Raw genomic sequence first — 26912 nt, 5'->3', positions numbered from 1 at the left:
CTTTACGGACTCAACGGACACGGCGAAGGCTCCCCAGTGAAACGATGCGGCCGCGCGGATCGCTGCGCGAGACCGTAAGCTCAGCTTCAAACTGCCAGACCCGGCGGGCCTCTTTCAACTCAGCCTCGGCCTTCTCTCCCTTGAGAAACAGGCCTTTTGCACCGCGTTGGAAGTAGGGCTGTGCATAACCCAGCAGCTTGTCCATCGCCGCCACTGCGCGCGCGGTGACGACGTCGACGGAAATCGTCTGCTCCTCAGCTCGCCCGTTGACGACCGTGGCGGGCAGATCCAGCGCATCGACGATGGTCTGAAGGAAACGACACCGCTTGCCCAGGCTGTCGATCAGCCAGACATGGGCGCCCGGGCGGCCCTTCAGCAGAATCGCCAGGACCACGCCGGGAAAGCCCGCCCCCGCCCCCAGATCAGCCCAGGTCTTGGCCTCCGGCGCCAAGTTCAACAGCTGCGCGCTGTCCCAGGCATGGCGGTTCCAAAAGTCGGGAATAGTATCCGGCCCGACCAGGTTCATCACCTCATTAGCCTCGGTCAGCATGGCGAGAAAGGCTTGCAGATCGGCGATGTTGGCGTCGCTGGCGCCCGTCTGGGCGCGGAAGGTCTGAATGGCGTCCGACATCAGGCGACGACCGCCGCAAGATCGGCTTCCACACCCTTGGCCTTTTTCACATGCGCCAGCAGCGCCGTCAGGGCGCCCGGCGTCATCCCTTCGATCCGCCCGGCCTGGCCCAGAGTCAGAGGTCGGATCATGGCCAGCTTCTCACGCACCTCATTCGACAGGGCGCCGATGGCCGCGTAGTCGAGATCAGCAGGCAAGGACAGCCCCTCCTCCCGCCCCAGAGCCTCGGCGTCCTGGGCCTGACGGTCCAGATAACCGGCGTAGACGGCGTCGATCTCCACCTGCTCGCGCACGGCGGCGGGCCAGTCAGCGATCTCGGGCCGGACCGAAACAAACTGATCCAGCGACACGTTGGGGAAGGCCAGCAAATCGCGGATCGAGCGGCGTTGCCCATCCGCATTGACGGTGATGCCCAGAGCCCCCGCCTCCTTGGGCGTGAACTGTGTTTCACGTGAAACATGGTTCGCCCGGTCTAACCGGTCAGCCTTATCCAGCCATACCCTGGCGCGCTCGGCGCTGACGATCCCGGCCTCGATGCCGATCGGCGTCAGGCGCTGGTCGGCGTTATCCGCCCGCAGCGTCAGTCGATATTCGGCGCGACTGGTGAACATGCGATAGGGTTCGGTGACGCCGCGCGTCACCAGGTCGTCGATCATCACCCCGATATAGGCCTGATCCCGGCCGAGGATCAGCGGGTCGGAACCGGCGGCGGCGCGAGCCGCGTTAAGACCCGCGATCAGCCCTTGGGCTCCCGCCTCTTCATAGCCGGTCGTGCCGTTGATCTGGCCCGCGAGGTAGAGGCCGGGGCGCTTCTTGACCTCCAGCGCCGGGGTCAGTTCGCGCGGATCGACATAGTCGTACTCGATGGCGTAGCCGAAGCGGAAGACCTCGACCTTCTCCAGCCCCGGCATGGTGTGAAGGAAGGCCAGCTGGGTCGCGTCCGACACCGAGGTCGATATGCCGTTCGGATAGACGCTGGGGTCATCCAGCCCTTCCGGCTCCAGAAAGACCTGGTGGCTGGTCTTGTCTGCGAAACGCACCACCTTGTCCTCGATCGAGGGGCAGTAACGCGGACCGCGCCCCGACAGGCGTCCGCCATAGACGGCGCTCTCGCCCAGATTCTCTGCGATGATGCGATGCGTCTCTTCCGTCGTGTGGGTGACGCCGCAGGCGATCTGCGGCACCTCGATGCGGTCCGTCAGGAAGCTGAAGGGCGCGGGCTGATCGTCGGCCGCCTGCATCTCCAGCCGATCCCAGGCGATGGTTCGACCGTCCAGGCGCGCGGGAGTGCCGGTCTTCAGCCGCCCCATCATCAGGTCGGCCGCGTGCAGATCGCCCGCCAGCCCCGTCGAGGGGTCTTCGCCATATCGGCCCGCTGGAATGCGCAGATCGCCGCGATGGATGACGCCGTTAAGGAAGGTGCCGGTCGTCAGCACCACGGCGCCAGCGCGGATCGTCTCCCCTGCCCCTGTCGTCACGCCGACCACCCGCTCGCCGTTCAGGATCAGGCCCTCGGCCGTGCCCGCCATCAGGGTCAGGTTCGGATAGTCGGCCAGCTCGGCCTGCATGGCCTCGCGATACAGGCGACGGTCGATCTGGCTGCGCGGACCGCGCACGGCGGCGCCCTTGGAGCGATTCAACATGCGGAACTGGATGCCGGACACGTCCGCCAGACGCCCCATGACGCCGTCCAGAGCGTCGATCTCGCGCACCAGATGACCCTTGCCCAGGCCGCCGATGGCCGGGTTGCAGCTCATCTCGCCGATGGTCTCCAGTTTCTGGGTCAGAAGCAGGGTGCGGGCGCCCGCGCGCGCGGCGGCCGTCGCGGCTTCGCATCCGGCGTGGCCGCCGCCGATAACGACGACATCGAAGGTATGATCGGGGGTCGAACTCATGGCGTCCACATAGTCCATTCGAGCCGAAATCGCCACCGGCTCGAGAACCGTTGTTTCACGTGAAACAGGCGAAAGCCGGGCCCTACTTGCCGATGCAGAAGGAGGAGAAGACCTCGCCCAGAATGTCCTCCACCCCGATGGCCCCGGTGACGCGGGCCAGGGCGTCGGCGGCGCGGCGCAGATCATCGCCCGCCATCTCCGGCGCCAGATCGAGCGCACGACGCCCTGCCTCAACCGCGGTCAGAGCTTCCGCCAGGCGACGACGATGGCGCTCACGCGTCACGGCCGGGAAGTCGGCGCCGGACAGGTCGCGGGCCAGGCGAGCCGCGATCCAGTCATGCAGTTCAGACAGCCCCTGCCCCGTCGTCGTGCTGACGCTCAAGGCTTCGAGATCGGGCGATGTCGCCACGGCGCCCAGGTCGGACTTGTTCAACACCTGAAGGTCCGAGGAACGGATGAAGCCGAAAGCCGGATCCGTATCGCCTTCGGTAGAGGGCGAACGAACCCATAGACGCAGGTCGGCGCCCTCAGCGCGCAGGCGGGCGCGACGGATGCCCTCCGCCTCGACCGGATCGTCGCTATCGCGCAGACCCGCCGTGTCCGACAAGGTGACGGCGTAGCCGCCGATCATGATGTCCGCGTCCAACACGTCGCGCGTCGTCCCGGCGATCGGGGTGACGATGGCCGCCTCCCGCGCCACCAGGGCGTTGAACAGGGAAGACTTGCCCGCATTCGTCTCGCCGATCAGGACGATGCGATAACCCTCGCGCACCCGTCGGCCGCGATCGGAATCGGCCAGGGCCGCGCGCAGGTCGGCGGCCAGGGCATCCAGAATCGGCCCGGCGGTGCGCGCCAGATTGTCGGGCACTTCCTCGTCGGGGAAGTCGATCTCGGCCTCAACCAGGGACAGGGCCTTCAGCAGATCGCGGCGGAAACCGGCGTAGGCCGCCGACAGCGCGCCGTCGAGCTGGCCCAGAGCCTGGGTCTTTTGGGCGTCCGTTTCCGCGTCGATCAGGTCGGCGACGGCCTCGGCCTGGGCCAGATCCATGCGGCCGTTCTGGAAGGCCCGTCGGGTAAATTCGCCCGGCTCGGCAGGGCGCAGGCCCAGGGCGATCAGGGCGGTGCTGGCCGCCTCCACCACGGCGCGACCGCCATGCAGATGCAGTTCGGCCGAGTCCTCGCCCGTATAGGAGCGCGGAGCCACGAATCGCAGCACCAGAGCCTCGTCGATCAGACGGCCCTCTTGGCGCAAACTGCGCACCGAGGCCAGGCGTGGCGTCAGTCCCCCAGCCCCCAGCGCCGTCAGCGTCGTTTCCGTGGCCGGACCCGATAGGCGCAGCACCGCGATGGCCCCCCGCCCCGGCGGAGTGGCGAGGGCGAAGATGGTGTCGCTCACGCCGTCAGGCTCAAGGTTTTGCCGCGCCCGTGACGGCGGCTTCCATCAGGCGGCGGAACTGGTCCTGGGCCTGAACGCCGAAGCTGGTCCAGGTCTTCATCAGTTCATCGGGCTGCATCGCGGCCATGTTGGCGTCCATGCGTTTCTGCATCTCGGCGACCAGATGATCGTTGAGCGGCGTCACGTCCGGCAGGCCCAGAAAGGCCCGGGCCTCGGCCGGGGTGCAGTCGATCTCGATGTTCAGCTTCATGACGCCCTCGCGTGTTTCACGTGAAACAGCCCTCAAGCAGCCGCCCGCCGCGCGGGCGGCGCTAGGGCCAGTATCAGGTGTTCATCGACTGGAAGAAGTCCGAGTTGTTCTTCGACTGGCGCAGCTTGTCGAGCAGGAACTCGATCGCGTCCTGGGGACCCATCGGGTTGAGGATGCGGCGCAGAACATAGGTCTTGGCCAGCTGGTCCTTCGGCGTGATGAGGTCTTCCTTGCGGGTGCCGGACTTGAGCACGTCGATGGCCGGGAAGATGCGCTTGTCGGCGACCTTGCGGTCCAGGACGATTTCCGAGTTGCCGGTGCCCTTGAACTCTTCGAAGATCACCTCGTCCATGCGGCTGCCGGTGTCGATCAGGGCCGTGGCGATGATGGTCAGCGAACCGCCCTGCTCCACATTACGCGCGGCGCCGAAGAAGCGCTTGGGACGTTGCAGAGCGTTGGCGTCGACGCCGCCGGTCAGCACCTTGCCCGACGACGGGACGGTGGCGTTGTAGGCGCGGCCCAGACGGGTGATGGAGTCCAGTAGGATCACCACGTCCTTCTTGTGCTCGACCAGGCGCTTGGCCTTTTCGATCACCATTTCGGCCACGGCGACGTGACGAGTGGCGGGCTCGTCGAAGGTCGAGGCGACGACCTCGCCCTTCACCGTGCGCTGCATGTCGGTGACTTCTTCCGGACGTTCGTCGATCAGCAGGACGATCAGGAAGACTTCCGGATGGTTGCGCTCGATCGACTTGGCGATGTTCTGCAGCATCACCGTCTTACCCACGCGCGGCGGGGCGACGATCAGGCAGCGCTGGCCCTTGCCGAGCGGGGCGACGATGTCGATGACCCGGCCCGAGCGATCCTTCAGCGTCGGATCCTGGATTTCCATGTGCAGCCGCTCTTCCGGATAGAGCGGCGTCAGGTTGTCGAACAGAACCTTGGTCTTGACCATCTCCGGATCTTCGAAGTTGATCGTATCGACCTTGAGCAGGGCGAAGTAGCGCTCGCCCTCGCGCGGACCGCGCACGGCGCCGTGCACCGTGTCGCCCGAGCGCAGGCCGAAGCGGCGGATCTGCGACGGCGAGACATAGACGTCGTCCGGGCCGGGCAGATAGTTGGCGTCAGGGCTGCGCAGGAAGCCGAAGCCGTCCGGCAGGATCTCCAGCACGCCGGAGGCGATGATTTCGACCTCTTCGTCGGCCAAGGTCTTGAGGATGGCGAACAGCAGATCCTGCTTGCGCAGGTTGCCGGCGTTCTCGATGTCCAGGCCTTCGGCGAAGGCGACCAGGTCTTCCGGCGTCTTCTCGTTCAGTTCCTGCAGGGTGATGCGGCCGTTAGGGACAATGGGCTCGCCGTCATCGTCCTCGTCATCCTCCTCGGCCGTCGTGTCCACGCCGTGGTCGTCGTCTTCAACGACAGGCGCGACGGGTTCTTCGGGCGCGGCTTCCTCGACCGGCGCCGCCCCACGGCTGCCCCCTAGGCTCAGGGTGCGGCGCGGCCGCTCAACAGGCGTTTCCACCGTGTTTTCAGTGACTTCGGTTTCCGGCGTCTCAGGCGTATCGGTCATGATGGCGTGCTCGTTCGCGCACCCGGACACCGCAGGGCGCCCAGGAGCAGAAGGTCGTCGATGGCTTCAGCCTCAGGGGCTGGGAGGGAGGGCGACGATCTCCCGCAGGTTCGAACCGGCAGGCGTCGCGAAAAGAGAGGGACCGCGCTGCCACGGATCGGCCGCACGGTTCACCGCAGCGGAACCACGAAAGACCCGTGCCGGTCAAGGGCCCTCAAACAGCGGGCGACCGCGTCGCCCGCGCTAGGGGCCCTAGAAACTCCATTCCATCGTCACCGACAGCACCATGATGATGGCCAGGACGAAGGGAATCTCATTGGTCATGCGCCAGAAGCGACCCGAATATTTCGACGTTCCCGCCGCGATCTTCTTGCGCTGCCCCGCCAGGAAGCCGTGCCAGGCCGCCAGCAAGAAGACGCCGATCAGCTTGGTCATCATCCACGGCTGATGCGCGAAGGACCAGTCGGCGCCGTCGCCGCTGCGCAGCCACAGCAGCCAGCCGCCGAAGACGAAGGCCAGGATCATCGCCGGGTTGATGATGATGCGCAGCAACCGCGTCTGCCAGACGCGCAGCAGGGCCTGCATCTCGCCGCGCAGGGGCTCGGGCTTGGCGTTCTGCTCGGCGTCATAGGCGAACAGACGCGGCAGGAAGAGCATGCCGGCCATCCAGGCGATCACCGCCAGAATGTGCAGCCCGCGGGCCAGGTTGTAATAGTCCATGTCGCTCCCCTCAGGCCGCCCTTGAGCTCTTTGAACAGCCAGATGGGCAGGCTTTCAAGTGGGCGCATGGTCCCCCCTGCGAGGCGCCCTGCGGCGCGGTCCCCGGCGTCTCCAGCGCCCGTCCGACCGCATCGGCCAGGGCGGTGATGAAGATCGGATCCGCGCTGACCGTCGGCGCTCGCAGATAGGGCGCGCAACCGACCTTATGCGCCAGCTCGCCATATTCCATGTCCAGCTCGACCAGGGTCTCGATATGCTCGGAGACGAAGACGATGGGCACGACGACGGCGCCCACGCCGTCCTTGGCCGCCTGTTCGATGGCGTCCGGCGTGGCCGGCCCCAGCCATTTCAGCGGTCCGACCCGGCTCTGATAACAGATGGCCCAGTCGGTCAGGCCCATGTGCTCGACGACAGCGGCCACGGTCGCCTCGACCTGGGCCTGATAGGGATCGCCGGCTGCGACCAGCTTTTCCGGAATGCCGTGCGCCGAAAACAGCACGCGCACCGGTCTGCCTTCAGCCTTGTCCAGCGTTTGCCGGATCAGACGGGCCTGGGCCTCGATCAGGCCCTCGGCGTCCGGATAGCAGCACACGACGTGAGTCTCGCCCGGTCCGTCGTAGCACTCGGTCCACTTCTTCAGCGACGAGGCCGTCGTGGTGGTCGAGAACTGCGGATAGAGGGGCAGAAGGACGATCTGGTCGGGCTGGAAGGCCTTGACCGCCGCCGCCGTCTCTTCGGTCAGCGGATGCCAGTACCGCATGGCGATGAAGACCCGGCTGTCGTCGCCCGGCGAAGCGTCCGCCAGGGCGCGCGACAGGGCCTCGGCCTGCTTCTGCGTCTCGGGCAGCAGGGGCGAGCCGCCGCCCATCAGGGCGTAGTTGGCCTGGGCCGAGGTCTCGCGACGGCTGGAGATCAACTTCGCCAGCGGCGTGCGGAACAGCCCCGGCAGGCCGATGATGGCCGGGTCGTTGAACAGGTTGAACAGGAAGGGTTTGACCGCTTCGGGACGATCAGGACCGCCCAGATTGGTCAGGACGACCGCCACGCGCCGGTTGGGTCGTCCCTCAGGGGGTGTGGCGGTCCGGCTCATTGGGCGCCGATCCGCTTCAACACCTGCTCGACGTGAGCGATCGGCACGTCCGGCAGGATGCCATGGCCCAGGTTGAAGATCCACGGGCCCTGCCCCCAGGCCTCCATCAGCTGATCGACGCGGCGATCCAGGGCGTCGCCGCCCGCCCGCAGCAACAAGGGATCCAGCGCGCCCTGAATAGGCTTGATCGCCTGAACCCGCCGGCCGATGTCCAGCGGACAGGCGGTGTCCAGCGCCACGCCCTGCACGTCGCATTCGCGGGCGTAGCGTTCGGCCAGCGCCGCCGAGCCTCTCGGGAAGCCGATCAACGGCACGGTGACGCCCAGTTCACGAACGCGGGCCACCAGCTTCTGGTGCGGCTTCAACACCAGCGTCTCGAACAGATCGTCAGGCAGGCCCTCGGCCCAACTCTCGAAGATCTTCAGCACCTGGGCGCCGGCGTCCTGCTGCATCTTCAGATAGTGGGCGGTGGACTCCACCAGCACGTCCAGCAGACCCGTTACCAGCTCGGGGTTGGTATAGGCGTAGGTGCGGGCGGCGGCGCGCTCGCCCTTGCCGATGGTGCGCGCTTCGCCGTCCAGCATATAGGTTGCGACCGTCCACGGCGCCCCGGCAAAGCCGATCAGGGCGCGTTCAGGCTCCAGTTCCGCGCGCACGAGGCTGAGCGTCTGGCCCACGGCCTTAAGGGCCTCTCCAGCCTGCTGAGCCCTGTCGGCCATGGACTGCACTGACGGCAGAGCGCCGAGACGCGGCCCTTCCCCCGCCTCGAACCACACCTTCTGGCCCAGGGCGCCGGGGATCAGCAGGATGTCGGCGAAGACGATGGCGGCGTCGAAGCCGAACCGGCGCATCGGCTGCAGGGTCGCTTCCGCCGCCATTTCCGGATTCAGGCAGAAGGCGATGAAGTCCGGCGCCTTGGCTCGCAGCGCGCGGTATTCCGGCAGGTAGCGCCCGGCTTGACGCATGAACCACACGGGCGGGCGGGATAGGGTTCGGCCCTGGAGAGCCTGGATCAGAAGGGGCGTGCTCATGCTTCGGGCTTTAGGATGCACACCCCCAAGCCTCAATCCCTATTCAGATTTAAGAATTGAAAGAATTGGTAGGTGGAAGCAGGGCCGGGGAGCGCGGGGATAACTGCGGGCAGTCCCGGTTCGACCCCCGCTTGTCCCCTGATCGCGGCGTGGAAACCCAGGCGTTTACAAGGCGGGGTGTGAGTCATGGGGATAAGCCGTGAAACGCCCGTCAGACTCTGGCTTGCCTCTGGGCGCCGTTGTGGGTGAATCCGCAGGCGCCGTTGTTGGACAAAATGTCCTGCCCCCAGCACGGGATGAATCCTCGGCGCCCAGGCGGACGACTCCGGCGCCGATCATCACAACGGCGCCCGCGATCCCCGCTCGCGACCGGCGGCCAGGCTTGCTAGAGGATTCGGCGCCCGGTCTTTCACGAACGGCGCCCCGGCTTTTCAACAGGGCGCGGGGATGATCCGACCGCCGCCTGGAAGGAGACGCCGATCTCATGAGCCCCGCCCGACCGATCGGCGCTTCGCGCCTGGCCACCTATTTCCACGTCCACCTGGTGTCGGACTCGACCGGCGAGACGCTGAACGCCATGGCCAAGGCTGTCGTCGCCCGCTTCGACGGCGTCATTCCCATCGAGCACATCTACGCCCTGGTGCGCTCGACCAAGCAGATGGACCGGGTGCTGGAAGAGGTGGCGGCCGCGCCCGGCGTGGTGCTGCACACCCTGGTCGACCGCGAATTGCGCGAACAGCTCGAGGAAGGCTGTCGCCAGCTGCAGATGCCGCAGATCGGGGCGCTGGATCCGCTGGTCGGCGCCCTGTCGCGCTATTTGGGCGCGGACGTCTCGGCGCGGGTCGGGGCGCAGCACGCCCTGGACACGGGTTATTTCAACCGCATGGGCGCCCTCGACTACGCCATCGCCCACGACGACGGCCAGGGCACGCTGGAGCAGCTGGAGCAGGCCGATGTGGTGTTGTGCGGGGTCAGCCGGACCTCCAAGACCCCGACCTGCATCTATCTGGCGCACCGGGGCATTCGCGCCGCGAACGTGCCCCTGGTTCCCGGCCAGGAGGATGGCGAGCGGCTGACAGAGTTGAAGAAGCCGCTGGTCGTTGGCCTGACCGTCTCGCCCGATCGCCTGGTCCAGATCCGCCGCAACCGGCTGGATGGGCTGAACGCGGGCCACGCCTCGGCTTATGTCGACCATGACGCCGTGCGCGAGGAAACCATCAAGGCGCGCCGCGCCTTCGAACGGCGCGGCTGGCCGACCATCGACGTGACCCGTCGCTCGGTCGAAGAGACGGCGGCCGCCATCATTAACCTGTTGAGCGAGCGGCGCGGCCGCAAGCTGGGAGCCCCGATGTGACGACGACCGACGGCGAACGCCTGATCCTGGCCTCCAAGAGCGCCGCGCGCCGCGCCATGCTGACCGACGCCGGCGTGCCCTTCGCCGTCCAAGTCGCCGACGTGGATGAGGACGCCCTGAAGACGCCGGGCGTCGATCCGGTCGAGCTGGCGGTCGAGCTGGCGCGGGCCAAGGCGCTGGCGGTGTCGCGCCATGACGCCGACGCCTGGGTGCTGGGCGCGGATCAGACCCTGTCGTTCGAGGGAGGACTGGTGTCCAAGGCGCCGACGCTTCAGGCTGCGCGCGAACGCCTTAGCGCCATGCGCGGCCGCTCGCACCAACTGCATTCCGGCGCCGCCCTGGCCCGCAACGGCCAGGTGGTCTGGTCCGGCGCGGATACGGTCGAGATGAAGATGCGCGATTTTTCCGACGCCTTCCTCGACGCCTATCTGGCGACGGAAGGCGAGGGCTTGCTGGCCTGCGTCGGCTCCTATCGGCTGGAGGGGCTGGGCTCGCAATTGTTCGAGGCGGTCGAGGGAGACTACTTCACCGTCCTGGGCCTGCCGCTGTGGCCTGTCCTGGCCGAATTGCGACGCGCGGGCGTGATCGCGTCATGAGCGGATCGTCAGTCGGCCGCATCACGGGCGCCGCCCTGCTGGGCGGGATCGTCGGCAATCCCGTTAGCCATTCGCTCAGCCCGGTGATCCACAACGCCTGGCTGGAGGCCGGCGGCGTCGACGGCGCCTACGTCGCCTTTGCGCCGAGGGACGCCGCCGGGTTCGAGGCCCTGGTCGCGGCGGGGCGCGCGGGGCTGATCGCCGGGGTCAACGTCACGGCGCCGTTCAAGGAGCAGGCCTTCGCCCTGGCGGACGAGGCTGCGGCGGCGGCGCAGATGACGGGATCGGCCAACATCCTGGTCTTCGCGGACGGGCGGGTGCGGGCGGACAGCGCCGACGGCGCGGGCGTGCTCTATGCCCTGGCCGAACAGGCGCCGAAGCTGAAGCTGAACGGCGCCACCGTCGTCATGCTGGGCGCGGGCGGCGCGGCGCGGGCCGGCGCGGGCGCGCTGATTGAGGCGGGCGCGGCCCTGTCCATTCTCAACCGCACGCGGGAACGGGCCGAGGCCCTGGCCGATGATCTCGGTCCGGCGGTGTCGGTGGCCCCGGATGCGAACGTGCTGGAGGGCGCCGATCTGGTCATCAACGCCCTGAGCGTCGCGCCCGATATCACGCTGGCGGCGCTGAAGCCTTCGGCCGTGGTCATGGACATGACCTACAAGCCCGTGGTCACGCCCCTGCTGGCGGCGGCTCGCGCGCGAGGGCTGACGACGGTGGACGGGCTGGCCATGCTGATCGGCCAGGCGGCGCCGTCGTTCGAGGCCATCTTCCGCCGCCCGCCGCCGACGCTGGACCTGCGCGCCATCCTGCTGAACCATCTGGGAGAGACGGCATGATCGTCCTGGGCCTGACCGGCTCGATCGGCATGGGCAAGTCGACGACCGCCCGGATGTTCGCCGACGAGGGCGCTGTGGTGTGGGACGCCGACGCCGCCGTTCATCGCCTCTATGGCCCCGGCGGCGCGGCGGTCGCGCCGCTGGCGCAGGCCTTCCCCGGCGTGGTCGTGGACGGCGCGGTCGACCGCCTGCGCCTGGCCGAGGCCCTGGGCCGCGACGAGGACGCCTTCCAGCGGCTGGAGGCCATCGTCCACCCCTTGGTCGCGGCTGACCGCGCCGAAGCGCTGAAGGCGGCGGCGGAAGGCGGGGCGCGTCTGGCGGTCGTCGACATCCCCCTGCTGTTCGAGACGGGGGGCGACGCCTTCGTCAACGCCGTGGCGGTGGTCACGGCCGACGCCGAGATTCAGGCCCAGCGCGTTCTGGCCCGCCCCGGCATGACGCGCGAGCGGTTCGACGCCATCCTGGCGCGCCAGACGCCCGATGCGGAAAAGCGCGCCCGCGCCGACTTCCTGATCGATACCGGACATGGTCTGGAGGCCGCGCGCGACCAGGTGCGGGCGGTCGTGGCGAAGGTTCTCGAACCCAACTGGAAGCCCGCGCCGCCTTCCGCCTGGGGCCTGGGCCGTCTGGAACTGCTGGCCGAAGGCGTGGGCGGAACGGCCTGGCGGGCCATCGCGCCCGACGGCCGCACCAGCGTGCTCAAGCGCTTGAGCCCGCAAGCGGCGCCGGATGCGCCCCATGCCGTGGCCTGGCTGCGCTGGCGCGACGGGTCGGGCGCGATCCGTCTGCTCGGCGCCCAGGGCCCCTGGCAATGGCTGGAGGACGCCGGCGACCGCCCTCTGTCCGCCGTGCTGGAGACGGAGGGCGACGAGGCCGCGACCCGCATCGCCGCCGACGTGCTGCGCGCGCTCCATGCGCCTTCGGATCGCCCGGCCGAAGGTCTTCAGACCATGGCGGACCGCTTCGCCGCCCTAGGGCTTGAGGCGGCGAGACAGGGCGGGCTGTTTGGCGAGGCGGCGGCCATGGCGGCGGGCCTGATGGCCGAGGGAGCGCCGATCCGGCCGCTGCACGGCGACCTTCATCACGACAACATCCTGCACGGCCCGCGCGGCTGGCTGGCGATCGATCCGCACGGCGTCCTGGGCGATCCGGCCTATGACGCGGCCAATCTGCTCTACAATCCGCTGGAGCGGCAGGATCTCCGGACCGATCCCGCACGGGCGCGGCGCCTGGCCGAAGCCCTGGGGCCGGCGGTCGGGCGGCCCGCCAAGGCCGTCATGGCCTGGGGCTTCTGCCACGCCTGCCTCGCCGCCGCCTGGCATCTGGAGGACGAGAACCACGAGGAGGCGGAACGCAGCCTGGCGGTCGCGCGGGCGATCCGTCGCGCCTTGGAGGGCTGAACCCTTTCGCTGAGGGCCGAACCCCGGCATTAAGGGGCATGGCCCGCGAAATCGTTCTCGACACTGAAACCACCGGCTTCGATCCCAAGACGGGCGACCGGCTGATCGAAGTGGGCTGCATCGAAATCGAGGATCTGCTGCCGACGGGGCGGACTTTTCACCGCTTCATCAACCCCGAGCGGCTGATCCCGCCGGACGCCATCAAGGTGCATGGCATCACCGACGACAAGGTGAAGGACGCGCCCAAGTTTCATGAGGTCGTCGATGACCTGATGGAGTTTCTGGGCGATGCGCCCCTGATCGCGCATAACGCCAACTTCGACCGCAACTTCATCGATTTCGAGATCGGCCGCATCGGCCGCACCCCGCCGACGCAGGATCGTTGGATCGACACCCTGGCCCTGGCCCAGAAGCGGTTTCCGGGCATGGCCAATTCGCTGGACGCCTTGTGCAAACGCTACAAGATCAGCCTGGTCGAGCGCACCTTGCACGGCGCCCTGATCGACGCCCGTCTGCTGGCCGAGGTCTATCTGGAGCTGCGCGGCGGCAAGGAGCGCGCGCTGGACCTGACCTCGACGCGCGGCGGCGTAGCCGAGACGGCGGAGCGCGTCGCCTACGGCGCCCGGCCGCGTCCCCTGCCCTCTTTCGTCACGGCCGAGGAAGAGGCCGCCCACCTCGCCTTCCTTAAGGAGACGATCAAGTACTTCAGCCTGTGGGCGGGCTACGGAGTGACGGTCGAGACCGAGGCTGAAGAAGCCGCCTGAACCGGCGCGTCCGTCGGGACGGGGGTCATCAGGATGTAGGTTCCGGGCCGGATCTGATGGGCGTCGATCTGGGGGACCAGGCGTTGGAAATGTTCGCTGGCGCAGTGGGCGTCGAGCGCGGCCTGGTCAGGCCATTCCTCGATGAAGATGAAATGGCCGGGCTGTTTGGGATCCTCGAACAGGTCATAGGCGCGGCACAAGGGCTCCTGCCGCGTCAGCCGCACCAGTTCGGCATAGAGGGGCCGTACAGTCTCGACATGCTCGGGTTTGATGAAGTCCTCGGCGATGACCTTGAGCATCGGCCCTCCTGCGCAAGAAAAAGGGGCGTCCGACCAGACGCCCCTCTCTCCCATGGATAGTCGCTCAAGCAGCGAGGCGCCGCGCGCCTCGCGTTAGCGACCTAAATCAAGCCTGGCCGGTTTCGGCCGGAGCGCCGGCGATCTGCTGTTGGCGAGCGACGTAGATGGCGGCGAAGTCGATCGGATCGACCATGAAGGGCGGATAGAAGCCGCCGTCCGAGGTCGCCTGGGCGATGACCTGGCGCGCGAAGGGGAAGAGGTAGCGCGGGCACTCGATCAACAGCAGGGGCTCGATGTCCTGCGGCTGGACGCCCTGCAGGGCGAACAGGCCGCCGTAGAGCAGTTCCACGTGAAACACCGGGGTCTTGTCGTCGGCCGTGGCTTTGATCGACAGCTTCAGGTCGACTTCGAACAGGCCGTCCGGGCGGCCCTGGGCGTTCATCTCGACGCCCATGTCGATGGCGGGCTTGCCGTCGATGCGCAGGCTGTCCGGCGCCTTGGGGTTCTCGAACGACAGGTCGCGGACATACTGGGCCAGGATGCGGAACCCGGGGCCTTGCGGCTGGCCGCCCTGAGGCTGGGCTTGATCGTGCGTCTGGCCATTGGCGTCGGCGGGCGGCGTGGCGTCGGTCATGAGTCTGGAAACCGTCTTATAGGAATGAGGCGTCCCGCTCCCCCTGGAGGCGGGTCTGAGGGGGCGGCGGTAGCATGGCGAGACCCTGTGTCGCAACGCCGAGACCCGCGTTCGCCTCTCGCTTCGCCTTGCGCCCGCCCGGATCGACCCCTAATCACGTTGTATGAGCTGCCCTTTCGCCTTTGGGGAGAAACCCGAGGCGCTTCCCTGTCGGGAAGATGAGGCCTGACTAGTCGAGGAACCCACCGTGCCGGTGACCTTTCAGATCGTGATCTTCGCCGTCATCGCGGCGGTTCTGCTGTTCCAACTCTATAATGTGCTGGGCAAGAAGGTCGGCCGTCAGCCCGAGGACAATCCCAAGCCCGTTCCGGTCCCCGCAGCCCCTGCCGGCGCGCCTGAAGCCGCGCGCGGCCCCGTTGTCGACCCCGCGCTGACGGCCGCCATCGCAGGCTTGAAGACGCGCGATCCGAACTTCGACCCGCACCGTTTCCTGGAAGGCGCGCGTCAGGCCTATGAGACCATCGTCCGCGCCTACGCCAAGGGCGACCGCGACGCCCTGCGTCCGCTGCTGACCGACAAGGTCATGGGATCGTTCGAGGCCGGGATCGCGGCGCGAGAGGCGCGCGGCGACGCCGAGAGCGTCGAACTGGTCCATGCCCCGCGCGCCGATCTGGAGCTGGCCACGACCGAGGGCGACCGCGCCCTGGCCAAGGTGCGCTTCCTGGCCGAGGTGCGCGGCTCGCTGACGCCCTCGGGCGGCGAGACCGTCACCGAAGAGCGCCGCACCGCCGAGATATGGACCTTCGAGCGCCGCCTGGGCGCCTCGGACCCCAACTGGGCCCTGGCCCGCGTCGAGCCGGCGACCGCCTGATGATCGCACGGTCCGCGCCCCTCGATCAGACGGGCGCGGCCCGTCTCCTTACGGCTCCGCTTGGGCGGCTGGGCGGCCTGTCCGGCGTTCTGGCCCTGACCCTGCTGGCGGCGGCCTGCGCCTCGACGCCGCGTCCGGTTCCGCCGACGCCTGGTCCTGTCCCCCTGCCGCCGCCGGTGTCGCCGCCGGTTCCGCCTGTCGCCGGAGACCTCAATCTGGCCTCACTGCCCGGCTGGGCCGAGGAGGACCATCTGGCGGCCCTGCGCGCCTACGCCGCCGGTTGCGGCCCGTCGCGCATCGCTGTCGAGACCTGCCGCGACGCCCGCGCCCTGGCCGGCCGCGCCAATCCCAGCGACGCCCGCGCCTTCCTTGAAAGCCGCTTCACGGCGACCGAAGTCCGCACCGACGACGGCGGGCGCGGCCTGCTGACCGCCTATTTCGCGCCCGAGTATCCGGCCCGTCGCACGCCTGACGCCGAGTTCGACGCTCCGGTTCTCAGCCGCCCGGCCAATCTGTCCAGCGTGGGCGATCGCGCCGCCATCGAGGCGGGATCGGCCCAGTCCACGGCCCTGGCCTGGATGAAGGCCGAAGACTTGTTCTTCCTGCAGATTCAGGGTTCGGGAACTCTGATCTTCCCTGACGGCGCCCGCTTGCGCGCCGCCTACGCCGCCGACAACGGCGCCAGGTTCGTCGGCATCGCCCGACCGATGGCCGAGGAAGGCCTGCTGCCGAGAGACGGAACCTCGGGCGAGGCCATCCGCGGCTGGCTGGCGGCCCATCGCGGGCCTGAGGCGCGGCGCGTGATGGCGCTGAACCCGCGCTACATCTTCTTCACCACCAGCGCCGACGACGGCAATGAGGCGACCGGCGCGGCGGGCGTGCCCCTGCCCGCGCGACGCTCGGTGGCGGTCGATCCCTCACGCTGGACCTACGGCGAGGCGGCCTGGATCGAGGCGGACGGCGGCAATCTGCGAGGCGCCCGCGCCAGCTATCGCGGCCTGGTCATGACGCTGGACACCGGCTCGGCCATTCGCGGACCGGTGCGCGCGGATCTCTATATCGGGCGCGGCGACGCCGCGGGACATGAGGCGGGCGCGGTGCGCCACCCCTTGCGCATGTGGCGGCTGATCCCGCGCGGTTAGATCAGCCGCCGTTCGCGTCAGTCTCGGACGCGCGTAACCGTATTGTCGATGCCGTCTACGATCTGACGCGGCTGGCCCGAGGAGCGCCAGCGCACGACCTGTCCCGCGCCCGAAACCTCCAGAACCGCGTCAGGCGTCAGGGTGATGGAGACCTTGTTGTCTACGCCCGTCAGCTCCAGGCCCGCGCATACGCCCGTCAGGGTGATGTCGTGATTGGTCCCCTGGATTTCGACGCGGCGGCCCTGGCAGGGAATGGTCCGCTTGTGACCCTCGCCGGCGATTTCGATCAGGTCAGGGCTCAGATCAACGCTGCCGACCTGGGCAGGCAAGGGGGCGAGGGCCATGAGGGCGAGAGAGGCGAGCGGCGTGAACAACATGGGGAGGTTCGGTATGGCCTAGCTTGAAACCGTGATGAATGTCCGCCTCAGGCATTGGTTCCTGGCCTCAGGCCGCTTTACAGATCGCCGGATTTCCAATGGCGGAACCGTCTGACGCGAAGGCGGGTTCTGGCTTTGCCTTTCGAACAGGGAGAAACGGTTATGCCGAAGGGGGCCTGGAGCTATCTGGACCGGCGGCTGTTTATGGCCGGCGCCGCCGCCAGCGGTCTGATGTCGGCGGGCGCCGTCCAGGCCCGCGCGGCGACGACGACGGTCTTCCACGGCGGTCCGATCCGCACCATGGACGATGCGCAGCCGTCGGCCGAGGCCGTGGCGGTGCGCGGGCAGACCATCCTGGCGGTCGGCGCCCTGGACGCGGTGCGCGCGGCGGCGGGGCGAGGCGCGCGCCTGGTGGATCTTGACGGGCGGACCCTGCTGCCGGGCTTCTTCGATCCGCACGGGCACGTCTCCATGGTCGGGCTGCAGGCGCGCTACGCCAACCTCCTGCCTGCGCCGGACGGCCAAGGGAACGACATCGCCGCCCTGCAGCGGATCACGCGCGACTGGATGAACCGGCACGAGGCGCTGGTGCGCGACACCGGCCTGGTCATCGGCTTCGGCTACGACGACTCCCAGCTGAAGGAACGACGCCACCCCACGCGGGACGAGCTGGACGCCATATCCGAGGCCGTGCCGGTGCTGTTCCTGCACCAGTCGGGGCATCTGGGCGCGGCCAACGGCGCAGCCCTGGCCGCGGCGGGCGTCGGGACGGATACGGCGGATCCGCCCGGCGGCGTGTTCCGACGCAAGGACGGCTCGCGCGAGCCCGATGGCGTACTGGAGGAGACGGCCCTGTTCGCCGTCATGGGCGCCCTGTTCACCCGACTGGACGCCGAAGCCAACCGCCAGATGATCGTCGAGGGCGCGCGCTACTACGCCCGTTTCGGATACACCACCGCCCAGGACGGGCGGTCCTCCACCGACACCTGCCGCATGGTGGCGGGACTGGCCGAGGCGGACGCCCTGCCCATCGACATCCTGTCCTTCCCCGACATCCTGACCTCGACCGACGTCATGGCCACGCCCCTGTATCGGCGGAGCTATCAGGGCCGGTTCCGCATCGGCGGGGTCAAGCTGACGCTGGACGGCTCGCCCCAGGCCAAGACGGCCTGGCTGTCCCAGCCCTATTTCGTCCCGCCCGAAGGTCAGCCCGCCTCCTGGCGCGGCTATCCGGCGGTGACGGAGCAGCAGGCCCTGGACGCCGTGGACCTGGCCTTCGCCAACGACTGGCAGATTGAAGTCCACGCCAACGGCGACGCCGCCATCGACCTGATGATCGCCGCCGTGCGCGAAGCCAGCCGCAAGCATGGCGCCCGCGACCGGCGCCCGGTGCTGATCCACGGCCAGACGACGCGGATGGACCAGCTGGACGAGGTGAAGGCCTTGGGAATCGTGCCCTCCTTCTTCCCCATGCACACCTTCTACTGGGGCGACTGGCACCGCGATTCCGTGCTGGGGCCGCGTCGGGCTGAGTTCATCTCGCCGTGCGGCTCGGCGTGGCGGTGCGGGATGCGCTTCACCAGCCACCACGACGCCCCGGTGGCCAATCCCGACGCCCTGCGGGTGCTGTCGGCCACGGTCACCCGCCGCACCCGCTCGGGCGACATCCTGGGGCCGGACGAGCGCGTGCCGGTCGAGGTCGCCCTGAAGGCCATGACCCTGTGGGCCGCCTGGCAGCACTATGAGGACGACCGCAAGGGCTCGCTGACGTCCGGCAAGCTGGCGGACATGGTCCTGCTGGATGCGGACCCCGTGACCGTCGATCCCGACCGTCTGGCCGGGATCAAGGTCACGGACGTCTATAAGGACGGCCGTCCGGTCGAGCTGGGTTGAGGCCTTAGCGCTTCTTCAGGCTGCCCAGCACGCCGCGCAGCAGTTCGCGGGTGATGGTCGAGCCGGCGGTGCGCAGCACCGACTTGGTCAGGGCCTCCATCGGCGTCTGCCGGTTGGACGAGGCGCGCGGGCGGGGCGAGGCCGGCGCGCGCGGCGCCGGAGCCGAACGCGCCGCCTTTTCCGCCGCCTTGGCTTCGGCCGCCGCCGCGGCCGTTTCGGCTTCGATGCGCTCGGCCTGGGCGCGGCGGGCGTTCAGCACTTCTTCGGCCGACTCGCGGTTGACCGCCGTGTCATAGACGCCGCGCACGGGGCTTGCGGCCATGGTGGCGGCGCGTTCGGCCTCGGTGGCCGGGCCGAGGCGCGAATCCGGCGGACGGATCTTGGTCTGGGCCACCACGGTCGGCGCGCCCTTTTCATCGAGCGTCGACACCAGGGCCTCGCCCACCCCCAGGGCCTGAATGGCCTCGGCCGTGTCGAAGGCGGGATTGGTGCGGAAGCTCTGGGCGGCGGCGCGCAGGCCCTTCTGTTCGGCGGGGGTATAGGCGCGCAACGCGTGCTGCACCCGGTTGCCCAGCTGGGCCAGGACGCTGTCGGGAATGTCGGCCGGGTTCTGGGTGACGAAATAGACGCCGACGCCCTTGGAGCGGATCAGGCGAACGACCTGCTCGACCTTTTCCAGCAGGCCCTTGGGCGCGTCGTTGAACAGCAGGTGAGCCTCGTCGAAGAAGAAGACCAGGCGCGGCTTCTCCGGGTCGCCGATCTCGGGCAGTTGCTCGAACAGCTCGGACAGCAGCCACAGCAGGAAGGCGGCGTACAGGCGCGGGCTGTTCATCAGCCGGGTGGCGTCCAGCACGTTCACCTGCCCCCGGCCGTCCAGGGCGGTGCGCATCATGTCTTCCAGACGCAGGGCCGGTTCGCCGAAGAAGGCCTTGCCGCCCTGCTGTTCAAGCTGAAGCAGGGCGCGCTGGATGGCGGCGATGGAGGTGGGCGAGACGTTGCCGACCTCGCGGCCGATGGTCTGGGCGTTCTCGCCGACATAGGCCAGCAGGGCGCGCAGATCCTCCAGGTCCAGCAGCAGCAGACCTTCCTTGTCGGCGACGTGGAAGGCGACGGTCAGCACCCCCTCCTGCACGTCGTTCAGCTCCAGCATCCGGGCCAGCAGCACAGGACCGACGTCGGACACGGTGGCGCGGATGGGGTGGCCCTTCTGACCGTACAGATCCCAGAAGACGACCGGGGCCGACTTGCCGTTCAAGGTCAGACCCATCTTGCCCGCACGCTCGGCGAACTTCTCGACGCCGCCGCCCTGACTGATGCCTGACAGGTCGCCCTTCACATCGGCGCAGAAGACCGGGACGCCCGCTTCGGAAAAGCCCTGGGCCATGATCTGCAGGGTGACAGTCTTGCCTGTGCCGGTGGCGCCGGCGACGACGCCGTGGCGATTGGCCCGGTTCAGCAATAGGCGCTCGGCCGCGCCCTCGAAGGACTGGCCGAGAAACAGGGCGGGGGCGTCGGTCATGAAGCGGGTCTCCTGCGTGCCCCGCCATGCTTAATCGACCGCGCCGTCGCCGCAAGGCGGAACCGCCGCGGTTTACAGCGATTGACGCCGTTCCCGGCCACGACGACACTTCCGCCATGAAGCTTCCCATCACCGTCAGTCATTCCTCCCCGGCCACGAATGCGGTGGTGCTGATCGCCGTCGTGGCGGCGGGGGCGGCCCTCTACTGGCTCAGGGACATCCTGACGCCTCTGGCCATGGCCGTCTTCCTGATGATCATGATCGACGGGGTGAAGCGCGCCATCGAGCGACGCACGCCGATCCCGTCGCGCTTCGCGGGGGCGGCGGCCCTGATCGTGGTGGTGCTGGGCTTCCTGGCCTCGATCTGGATCATCGTCGACGGGGCGGCGGGTTTCTTCACCGACGCCTCGGGCGTGGCGGGCAGCATCGGCCCGCGCATCGACCAGATCAGCCGCGACGTCTCGGCCCTGGTCGGGATCAGCGATCCGCCGACCCTGCACGACATGATCGCCGGCATCGACATGCGCGGCTGGCTGACCACGACGGCCTTCCAGGTGCAGGGCGCGGCCACCGGCGCCTTCTTCGTCATGATCTACCTGGGCTTCCTGCTGGCCTCGCAGGCGGGGTTCCGCAAGAAGATGGTCGGCATGTTCCCCGAGCGCGGCCCGCGCCAGGAAGCGCTGGAGGTGTTTGAACGTGTGCGCGGCGGGGTCGAGGGCTATCTGTGGGTCCAGGCCGTGACTGGGGCCATGATCTGCGTCGTGGCCTGGGGGCTGATGCGGGCGGTGGGGCTTCAGAACGCCGAGTTCTGGACCTTCGTCATCTTCATCGTCGGCTTCATTCCGGTGCTGGGCGGCGCCGTGGCGGGCTGCGCCCCCCCGCTGTTCGCCCTGGTCCAGTTCGAGAGCTACTGGCCCGCCCTGATCCTTTTCGTCGGTCTTCAGACCCTGCTCTTCCTGGTCGGCAATCTGGTCCAGCCGCGGATGCAGGGCGACAATCAGAATATCGACCCTATCGTCGTCCTTCTGGCCCTGGCCTTCTGGGGCAAGCTGTGGGGCGTGGCGGGCATGTTCCTGTCGACCCCGCTGGCGGTGATGGCCATGGCCATCCTGGCGGAGTTCAAGGGCTCGCGCTGGATCGCGGTCCTGCTGTCGGGCGACGGCGAACCCTACGCCGCCAAGCAAACGAAGAAACCGGATAAGAAAACTGAATCTTCACCCAAGAATCGGGGCGGTTCTACCCTGTTGAATCGTATACTGGGGCGCGACGTCCCGCCGCAGGCTTAAAGCTAGAAATATTCGTCTTCTTGTCCTTGAACTGCCGCAATCGACGCCTATCTCATCCTCACACGACGACGCGGTCCTCCCCTCCCCCTCCCGGACCGCGACGTCCCAGGCCGGCGCTTCCCCTCCCCCTCCTGAGCGCCGGACCGAGCAGGCCGTCGGACTCCGTTCGACGGCCTTGTTCGTTTCAGGGGCCGATTTCCCTTCATGCCGACGCGCGCTTCTGTCCGATCACGGCTGAATTGGGGCTTTTATTTCTCTGTTCTGCGGCGAGCCTGGCTAAAACAGTCCCCAACTGGGCCTCCTGCGCCACATGGTGCGGTGCACACTGAAATTCCCCGTCTTTCGGGGCGTGGGCGGCCTAGCCGTTCTCGCCGGGGACGCTAAGGTGCGGCTGTTTTCCCCAGCGGTTTTCCACCGCGCCGTTCGAGACCTGAGTCATGTCCGCTGCTTCGCGCATCGTTCCCGCCGTTCCCGCCGACCTGGGAGCGCTGGAGGCGGCCTACGCGCGGATTGCGGCGCCGCCGGGCGCGGCGGAGAAGACCCTGCTGGCTCAGGCCTTCGACGACTATTCGGCGGATGAGACGCCCGAACTGGGCGGAGACGACCTGGCGGTCCTGCTGGCCGGCGCCTGGCGCGGCGCCGAGGCCCGCAAGGCGGGCGAGCCCGCCCGCATCACCGTCGGTCCGTTGGCCGACGCCGCCGGCGTCAACACCGGCTATGACCAGATCCTTATCCTGCAGGACGACGGCCCCTTCCTGGTCGACAGCGTCCTGGGCGAACTGGCTGAGGCGGGCGTCACCGTCCGCGCCCTGTTCCACCCCATCGTCGAGGTCGAGGCCGGTCGTCGCGACTCCCTGATCATCGTGGTCATCGACCCCCTGCCGCAGGAACGCCGCGACGCCCTGGGCGAGGGCCTGGCGCAGGCCATGGCCGATGTGCGTGTCGCCGTGCGCGACCACGGCGCCATGGTCCAGACCATGCGCGACGCCGTCCAGCGTCTTGAAGCCGCCCCGCCGAAGGGCGTCGATCCCGAGGTGCTGAAGGAGAACCTCGAGTTCCTGCGCTGGGCCAAGAGCGACCATTTCGTCTTCCTGGGCGCGCGCGACTACGACTACCCGCGTGACGCGTCCGGCTCCTATGAGGCCGAGGCGCCGTTGAACCAGTCCAGCGACGGCCTGGGCGTGCTCAGCGATCCCGAGCGCCGCGTCCTGCGCCGCGCCTCCGAGCCCGCCGTCCTGACCGCCGCCATGCAGCGCCAGCTGGACGAGAGCGATCCCGTCACCGTGGCCAAGGCCAATATGCGCTCGCGCGTGCACCGCCGGGCCTACATGGATTACGTCGGGGTCAAGCGCTACGACGCCGACGGCAAGCCGACCGGCGAGACCCGCTTCGTCGGCCTGTTCACCGCCGAGGCCTACGACAAGATGGCCAAGGAAGTGCCGCTGATCCGTCGCAAGGTCGCCAATGCGCTGGAGCGCGCGGGCAAGACGCCGGGCAGCCACAACTACAAGCGCCTGAAGAACATCCTCGAGAACTACCCCCGCGACGAACTGTTCCAGATCGGCGAGGACGAGCTGCTGGATACGGCGCTGGGCATCCTGCACCTGTACGACCGCCCGCGCATCCGCCTGTTCACGCGCCGCGATCCGTTCGACCGCTTCGTCTCGGTGCTGTGCTTCATCCCGCGCGAGCGTTTCGACGCCGGTCTGCGCCAGCGCATCGGCGGCATCCTGGCCCAGGCCTGGGGCGGCCGCGTCTCGGCCTGGTATCCGCAGCTGACCGATCAGCCGCTGACCCGCGTCCACTACATCATCGGCGTGACGCCGGGCGATCATCCGATCCCGGATCTGAAGGCGCTTGAGGCCGAGGTGGCCGAGGCCGGCCGCAGCTGGATCGACCGCTTCGAGCGCGCCCTGCGCCTGGCCGGGGTGGACGAGGCCGCCGTCGGCCCGACCAGCGCCCGCTGGGCCGAGGGCTTCGGCGTGGCCTTCCGCGCCCGCTATGACGCAGCCGAGGCCGTGGCCGACCTCGAGCAGTTCGACCGTCTGAACGACGGGTCGGCCGCCGACGGCGTCCACGCCGAACCGGTGGCCGTGCGCGCCTTCCGTACGGCGGACGAGACCAATCTGCAGTTCCGCTTCAAGCTGTATCGCCGCGGGTCAGCCGTGCCGCTGTCGGACGTCCTGCCGATCCTGGCCGACATGGGCCTGAAGACGCTGGAGGAATCCGACCACGTCGTGCGCACGATCGGCCAGGAGCCGATCTACATCCACGACTTCCTGCTGGAAGATCCGCGCGGCGCCGACCTGGTGTTCGCCGATCTCAAGACCCCGTTCGAAGAGGCCTTCAAGGCCGTGTGGAACGGCCGCACGGAGAGCGACGGCTTCAACCGCCTGGTGCTCGAGCTGGGGGTCGACTGGCGCGAGGCGGCACTGATCCGCACCCTGGCCCGCTATCGCCAGCAGACGGGTCTGGACCCGTCGCAGTCGGTGCAGGAAGCCGCTTTGCGCGAGTACCCCGACGTGGCGCGCGCCATCCTGGCGCTGTTCAAGGCCAAGTTCGATCCGGCGCACGGCGGCTCGGTCGCCGAACGCGAGGCGTCTGTCGCCGAACTGGACGCCAAGATCGAGATCCTGCTGCAGGACGTGAAGAGTCTGGATCACGACCGGGCCCTGCGCCGCATCGCGGCCCTGATCGACGGCATCAAGCGCACCAACTTCTATCAGGTCGACGCCGAGGGCACGCCCAAGGCCCATATCTCGATCAAGATCGCCGGTCAGGAACTGGCCGACCTGCCCCTGCCCAAGCCCTTCCGCGAAATCTTCGTCTGGGCGCCGCACATCGAGGGCTCGCACCTGCGCTTCGGCCCGGTGGCGCGCGGTGGTCTGCGCTGGTCGGACCGTCGTGACGACTTCCGGACCGAGGTTCTGGGTCTGGTGAAGGCCCAGCAGGTCAAGAACTCGGTCATCGTGCCGGTCGGCTCCAAGGGCGGCTTCTATCCCAAGCAGCTGCCGGTCGGCGGCACGCGCGAGGAGACGCAGGCCGAGGCCATCCGCGCCTACAAGACCTTCCTGTCCGGCATGCTGGACATCACCGACAACATCGTCGGCGACGGCGCGCCGGTGCGTCCGGCGAACGTCGTGGCCTGGGAGGGCGACGACCCCTATCTGGTCGTGGCCGCCGACAAGGGCACGGCGACCTTCTCGGACATCGCCAACGGCGTGAGCCAGTCCTACGGCTTCTGGCTGGACGACGCCTTCGCCTCGGGCGGCTCGGCCGGCTATGATCACAAGGAGATGGGCATCACGGCGCGCGGGGCCTGGGAGGCGGTCAAGCGTCACTTCCGCGAACTCGGCAAGGATATCCAGACCGAGCCCTTCACCGTGGTCGGCGTCGGCGACATGTCGGGCGACGTCTTCGGCAACGGCATGTTGCTGTCGCAGGCGACCAAGGTCGTGGCCGCCTTCGATCACCGCGACATCTTCATCGACCCGAACCCGGACGTGGCGAAGTCCTGGGCCGAGCGCAAGCGCCTGTTCGAGACGCCGCGCACCAGCTGGCAGGACTATGACAAGAGCCTGATCTCGGAAGGCGGCGGCGTCTTCTCGCGCTCGGCCAAGTCGATCGCCCTGACGCCGCAGATCAAGGCACTGCTGGATATCGAGGCCGACAGCGTCGATCCGGTCACCCTGATGCAGGCCATCCTCAAGGCTCGCGCCGAGCTGCTCTACTTCGGCGGCATCGGCACCTACATCAAGGGCGCCGGCGAGACGAACCTGCAGGTCGGCGACAAGGCCAACGACGCCATCCGCATCAACGGCGGCGAGATCCGGGCGCAGGTCGTCGGTGAAGGCGCCAACCTGGGCGCGACCCAGCTCGGCCGGATCGAAGCCGCCCGCGCGGGCGTGCGTCTGAACACCGACGCCATCGACAACTCGGCCGGCGTGGACTCCTCGGACCACGAGGTGAACATCAAGATCCTGACCGGCGGCGCCATCGCCTCGGGCCATCTGAAGGCCGAGGACCGCAACGCCCTGCTCAAGTCGATGACCGACGAGGTGGCGGACAAGGTGCTGGCCCACAACTACGACCAGACCCTGGCCCTGACGCTGCAACAGGCTGAAGGCGCGGCCGCGCTGGACGCCCAGCAGGCCTTCATGCAGCATCTGTCGTCGATCGGTAAGCTGAACCGGGCGGTCGAATACCTGCCCGACGACGCCCGCATCGCCGAGATGAAGCTGCAGGGCCAGGCCCTGACCCGGCCGGAGCTGGCGGTCCTGACCGCCTATTCCAAACTTGAGCTGTTCGACGAGATCGTCGGCTCGACGGCGCCGGACGACGCCTTCTTCGAACGCCTGCTGCTGGAATACTTCCCGGCGCCGCTGGCTCAGTTCGAAGAGGATATGAAGGGCCACCGCCTGCGTCGCGACATCATCGCCACCGTGCTGTCGAACGAGATCGTCAACATGGCCGGGCCGACCTTCCCCGATCGTCTGCGCGCGGCGGCAGAATGCGACACCGCCGCCATGGTCACGGCCTTCGAGACCGCCCGCCACGTCTTCCGCCTCGACGAGGCCTGGAAGGCGGTGTCGGCCCTGGACCTGAAGATCCCGGCCGAGGCCCAGACGGCCCTCTATCAGGAGATCGCCCTGGTCCTGCGTCGCCAGACCTTCTGGCTGGCGCGCCGCGCGGCTCGCACCGAGACGACGGTCGGCGGCATGATCGCCGCCTATCAGCCCGCCGCCGACGCCCTGCGCGCCGCCGGTCCGGAAGTGTTGTCGCGTTATGAGCACGCCCGCTATGAAGGCAGGGTCCAGACCTTCATCGGTCTGGGCGCGCCGGAAGAGCTGGCCCGCGACATCGCCATGCTGCGTCCGATGGTGGCCACGGCCGACATCGGCGACCTGTCGGGCGAACTGGGTTGGGACGCCCCGGCCATGGCCCGCGTCTATCACCAGGTCGGCGCCGCCTTCGACTTCGACCGCCTGCGCGTGGCGGCCGGATCGGTGCCGTCCGGCGATCGCTTCGATCGCCTGGCCGTGCGTCGCCTGATCCAGGATCTGATGACCGAGCAGCAGCAGCTGACCCGCGCCGTGGCCAAGGCCTCGGCCCAGGCGGCGGGCGCCGGCGAGGACAGCGCCGAACAGGCGGTCGACGCCTGGATCGGCGCCCGTATGGATCAGGTGGAGGCCCTGCGCGCCTCGGTCGATGAGATCGAGACCTCGGGCTCCGGCTGGACCTTCGCCAAGCTGACCATCGCCAATGGCGAGATCCGCGAGGTGCTGGCTTCGGCTTCCTAAGTAGTGGTGACGCCGGGCCTGCGGCCCGGCGTCACGCGCTACGTTCGCGACGCGGTCG

At 68.5% G+C, this 26912-nt stretch carries 22 protein-coding genes and 1 pseudogene; 11 read left to right on the top strand and 12 right to left on the bottom strand.

The window, feature by feature from the left end; all coding sequences use genetic code 11:
- Positions 1–10 precede the first annotated feature (10 nt).
- From rsmG to hemE, 8 genes are all read right to left on the bottom strand, one after another.
- Positions 11–631: a 16S rRNA (guanine(527)-N(7))-methyltransferase RsmG gene (gene rsmG / locus B3D50_RS13895; RefSeq protein WP_286952070.1), complete on the bottom strand. Its 621-nt coding sequence runs from the start codon at positions 629–631 to the stop codon at positions 11–13.
- Positions 631–2544, bottom strand: a complete 1914-nt coding sequence (mnmG, locus tag B3D50_RS13890; RefSeq protein ID WP_286952068.1) for a tRNA uridine-5-carboxymethylaminomethyl(34) synthesis enzyme MnmG — start codon at positions 2542–2544, stop codon at positions 631–633. The genes rsmG and mnmG overlap by 1 nt, the downstream gene beginning before the upstream one ends.
- Positions 2545–2608: 64 nt before the next feature.
- Positions 2609–3922 (bottom strand): tRNA uridine-5-carboxymethylaminomethyl(34) synthesis GTPase MnmE, encoded by a 1314-nt coding sequence (gene mnmE / locus B3D50_RS13885; protein ID WP_286952066.1) that lies wholly within the window; start codon positions 3920–3922, stop codon positions 2609–2611.
- Positions 3923–3932: 10 nt separating this feature from the next.
- Positions 3933–4172, bottom strand: coding sequence for a DUF6489 family protein (locus B3D50_RS13880; RefSeq protein WP_003166554.1), 240 nt, complete (start codon positions 4170–4172; stop codon positions 3933–3935).
- A gap of 73 nt (positions 4173–4245) precedes the next feature.
- Positions 4246–5742, bottom strand: a complete 1497-nt coding sequence (gene rho, locus B3D50_RS13875) for a transcription termination factor Rho (RefSeq protein WP_312162479.1) — start codon at positions 5740–5742, stop codon at positions 4246–4248.
- A gap of 252 nt (positions 5743–5994) precedes the next feature.
- A complete protein-coding gene (locus B3D50_RS13870; protein WP_003166551.1) occupies positions 5995–6462 on the bottom strand; it encodes a CopD family protein in 468 nt (155 codons plus the stop codon).
- Between the two features lie 10 nt (positions 6463–6472).
- The gene (gene hemH / locus B3D50_RS13865) at positions 6473–7552 is read right to left on the bottom strand and encodes a ferrochelatase (RefSeq protein WP_286952062.1); all 1080 of its coding nucleotides are present in this window, start codon (positions 7550–7552) and stop codon (positions 6473–6475) included.
- The gene (gene hemE, locus B3D50_RS13860; RefSeq protein WP_286952060.1) at positions 7549–8583 is read right to left on the bottom strand and encodes a uroporphyrinogen decarboxylase; all 1035 of its coding nucleotides are present in this window, start codon (positions 8581–8583) and stop codon (positions 7549–7551) included. Before hemE ends, hemH begins: the two co-directional genes overlap by 4 nt.
- Before the next feature lie 484 nt (positions 8584–9067).
- On the opposite strand from hemE, the gene B3D50_RS13855 reads away from it, so the two are divergent.
- The 6 genes and pseudogenes from B3D50_RS13855 to dnaQ all read left to right on the top strand — a co-directional run bounded on the left by B3D50_RS13855 (position 9068) and on the right by dnaQ (position 13533).
- Positions 9068–9937, top strand: coding sequence for a pyruvate, water dikinase regulatory protein (locus B3D50_RS13855; protein ID WP_286952058.1), 870 nt, complete (start codon positions 9068–9070; stop codon positions 9935–9937).
- Positions 9934–10533: a Maf family protein gene (locus B3D50_RS13850; protein ID WP_286952057.1), complete on the top strand. Its 600-nt coding sequence runs from the start codon at positions 9934–9936 to the stop codon at positions 10531–10533. The genes B3D50_RS13855 and B3D50_RS13850 overlap by 4 nt, the downstream gene beginning before the upstream one ends.
- Positions 10530–11369 carry a shikimate dehydrogenase family protein gene (locus B3D50_RS13845; RefSeq protein WP_286952055.1) on the top strand — a complete coding sequence of 280 codons (840 nt, stop codon included), beginning with the start codon at positions 10530–10532 and terminating at the stop codon, positions 11367–11369. Before B3D50_RS13850 ends, B3D50_RS13845 begins: the two co-directional genes overlap by 4 nt.
- A pseudogene (coaE, locus tag B3D50_RS13840) lies at positions 11366–11953 on the top strand (dephospho-CoA kinase); the annotation flags it as partial. The gene B3D50_RS13845 and the pseudogene coaE, both read left to right, overlap by 4 nt.
- Entirely contained in the window at positions 11933–12769 is an 837-nt protein-coding gene (locus tag B3D50_RS13835) for an aminoglycoside phosphotransferase family protein (protein WP_414632916.1), read from the top strand. The pseudogene coaE and the gene B3D50_RS13835, both read left to right, overlap by 21 nt.
- A 38-nt stretch (positions 12770–12807) precedes the next feature.
- Positions 12808–13533 (top strand): DNA polymerase III subunit epsilon, encoded by a 726-nt coding sequence (dnaQ, locus tag B3D50_RS13830; protein ID WP_286952053.1) that lies wholly within the window; start codon positions 12808–12810, stop codon positions 13531–13533.
- Here dnaQ and B3D50_RS13825 read toward each other — a convergent pair.
- Positions 13491–13832 (bottom strand): putative quinol monooxygenase, encoded by a 342-nt coding sequence (locus B3D50_RS13825; RefSeq protein WP_286952052.1) that lies wholly within the window; start codon positions 13830–13832, stop codon positions 13491–13493. The two genes, dnaQ and B3D50_RS13825, sit on opposite strands and share 43 nt — an antisense overlap.
- A gap of 106 nt (positions 13833–13938) precedes the next feature.
- Complete coding sequence (gene secB, locus B3D50_RS13820) at positions 13939–14466, bottom strand: protein-export chaperone SecB (protein WP_003166543.1); 528 nt, start codon at positions 14464–14466, stop codon at positions 13939–13941.
- A gap of 253 nt (positions 14467–14719) precedes the next feature.
- Between secB and timA the strand changes: the two genes are divergently transcribed.
- Complete coding sequence (gene timA / locus B3D50_RS13815) at positions 14720–15337, top strand: TIM44-related membrane protein TimA (RefSeq protein WP_003166542.1); 618 nt, start codon at positions 14720–14722, stop codon at positions 15335–15337.
- Positions 15337–16479 carry an MltA domain-containing protein gene (locus tag B3D50_RS13810; protein ID WP_286952049.1) on the top strand — a complete coding sequence of 381 codons (1143 nt, stop codon included), beginning with the start codon at positions 15337–15339 and terminating at the stop codon, positions 16477–16479. The genes timA and B3D50_RS13810 overlap by 1 nt, the downstream gene beginning before the upstream one ends.
- A gap of 17 nt (positions 16480–16496) precedes the next feature.
- Here B3D50_RS13810 and B3D50_RS13805 read toward each other — a convergent pair whose 3' ends face one another.
- Positions 16497–16856 (bottom strand): DUF3060 domain-containing protein, encoded by a 360-nt coding sequence (locus B3D50_RS13805; protein WP_286952047.1) that lies wholly within the window; start codon positions 16854–16856, stop codon positions 16497–16499.
- A 162-nt stretch (positions 16857–17018) separates the two neighbouring features.
- Here B3D50_RS13805 and B3D50_RS13800 point away from each other — a divergent pair, with 162 nt between their 5' ends.
- On the top strand, positions 17019–18749 hold the full coding sequence (locus B3D50_RS13800) for an amidohydrolase (RefSeq protein ID WP_286952045.1): 1731 nt from the start codon (positions 17019–17021) through the stop codon (positions 18747–18749).
- 4 nt (positions 18750–18753) lie between these two features.
- Here B3D50_RS13800 and B3D50_RS13795 read toward each other — a convergent pair whose 3' ends face one another.
- A complete protein-coding gene (locus B3D50_RS13795) occupies positions 18754–20268 on the bottom strand; it encodes a helicase HerA-like domain-containing protein (RefSeq protein ID WP_286952043.1) in 1515 nt (504 codons plus the stop codon).
- A 116-nt stretch (positions 20269–20384) separates the two neighbouring features.
- On the opposite strand from B3D50_RS13795, the gene B3D50_RS13790 reads away from it, so the two are divergent.
- Together B3D50_RS13790 and B3D50_RS13785 are read left to right on the top strand one after the other, a co-directional pair.
- Positions 20385–21554: an AI-2E family transporter gene (locus B3D50_RS13790; protein ID WP_286952041.1), complete on the top strand. Its 1170-nt coding sequence runs from the start codon at positions 20385–20387 to the stop codon at positions 21552–21554.
- 437 nt (positions 21555–21991) lie between these two features.
- The gene (locus B3D50_RS13785) at positions 21992–26854 is read left to right on the top strand and encodes an NAD-glutamate dehydrogenase (protein WP_286952039.1); all 4863 of its coding nucleotides are present in this window, start codon (positions 21992–21994) and stop codon (positions 26852–26854) included.
- Positions 26855–26912: the final 58 nt, after the last annotated feature.

The organism is Brevundimonas sp. UBA7507 (genome assembly GCF_002478355.1).
Taxonomy (GTDB): Bacteria; Pseudomonadota; Alphaproteobacteria; order Caulobacterales; family Caulobacteraceae; genus Brevundimonas; species Brevundimonas diminuta_D.
This window is presented reverse-complemented; position numbering and strand designations above follow the sequence as displayed.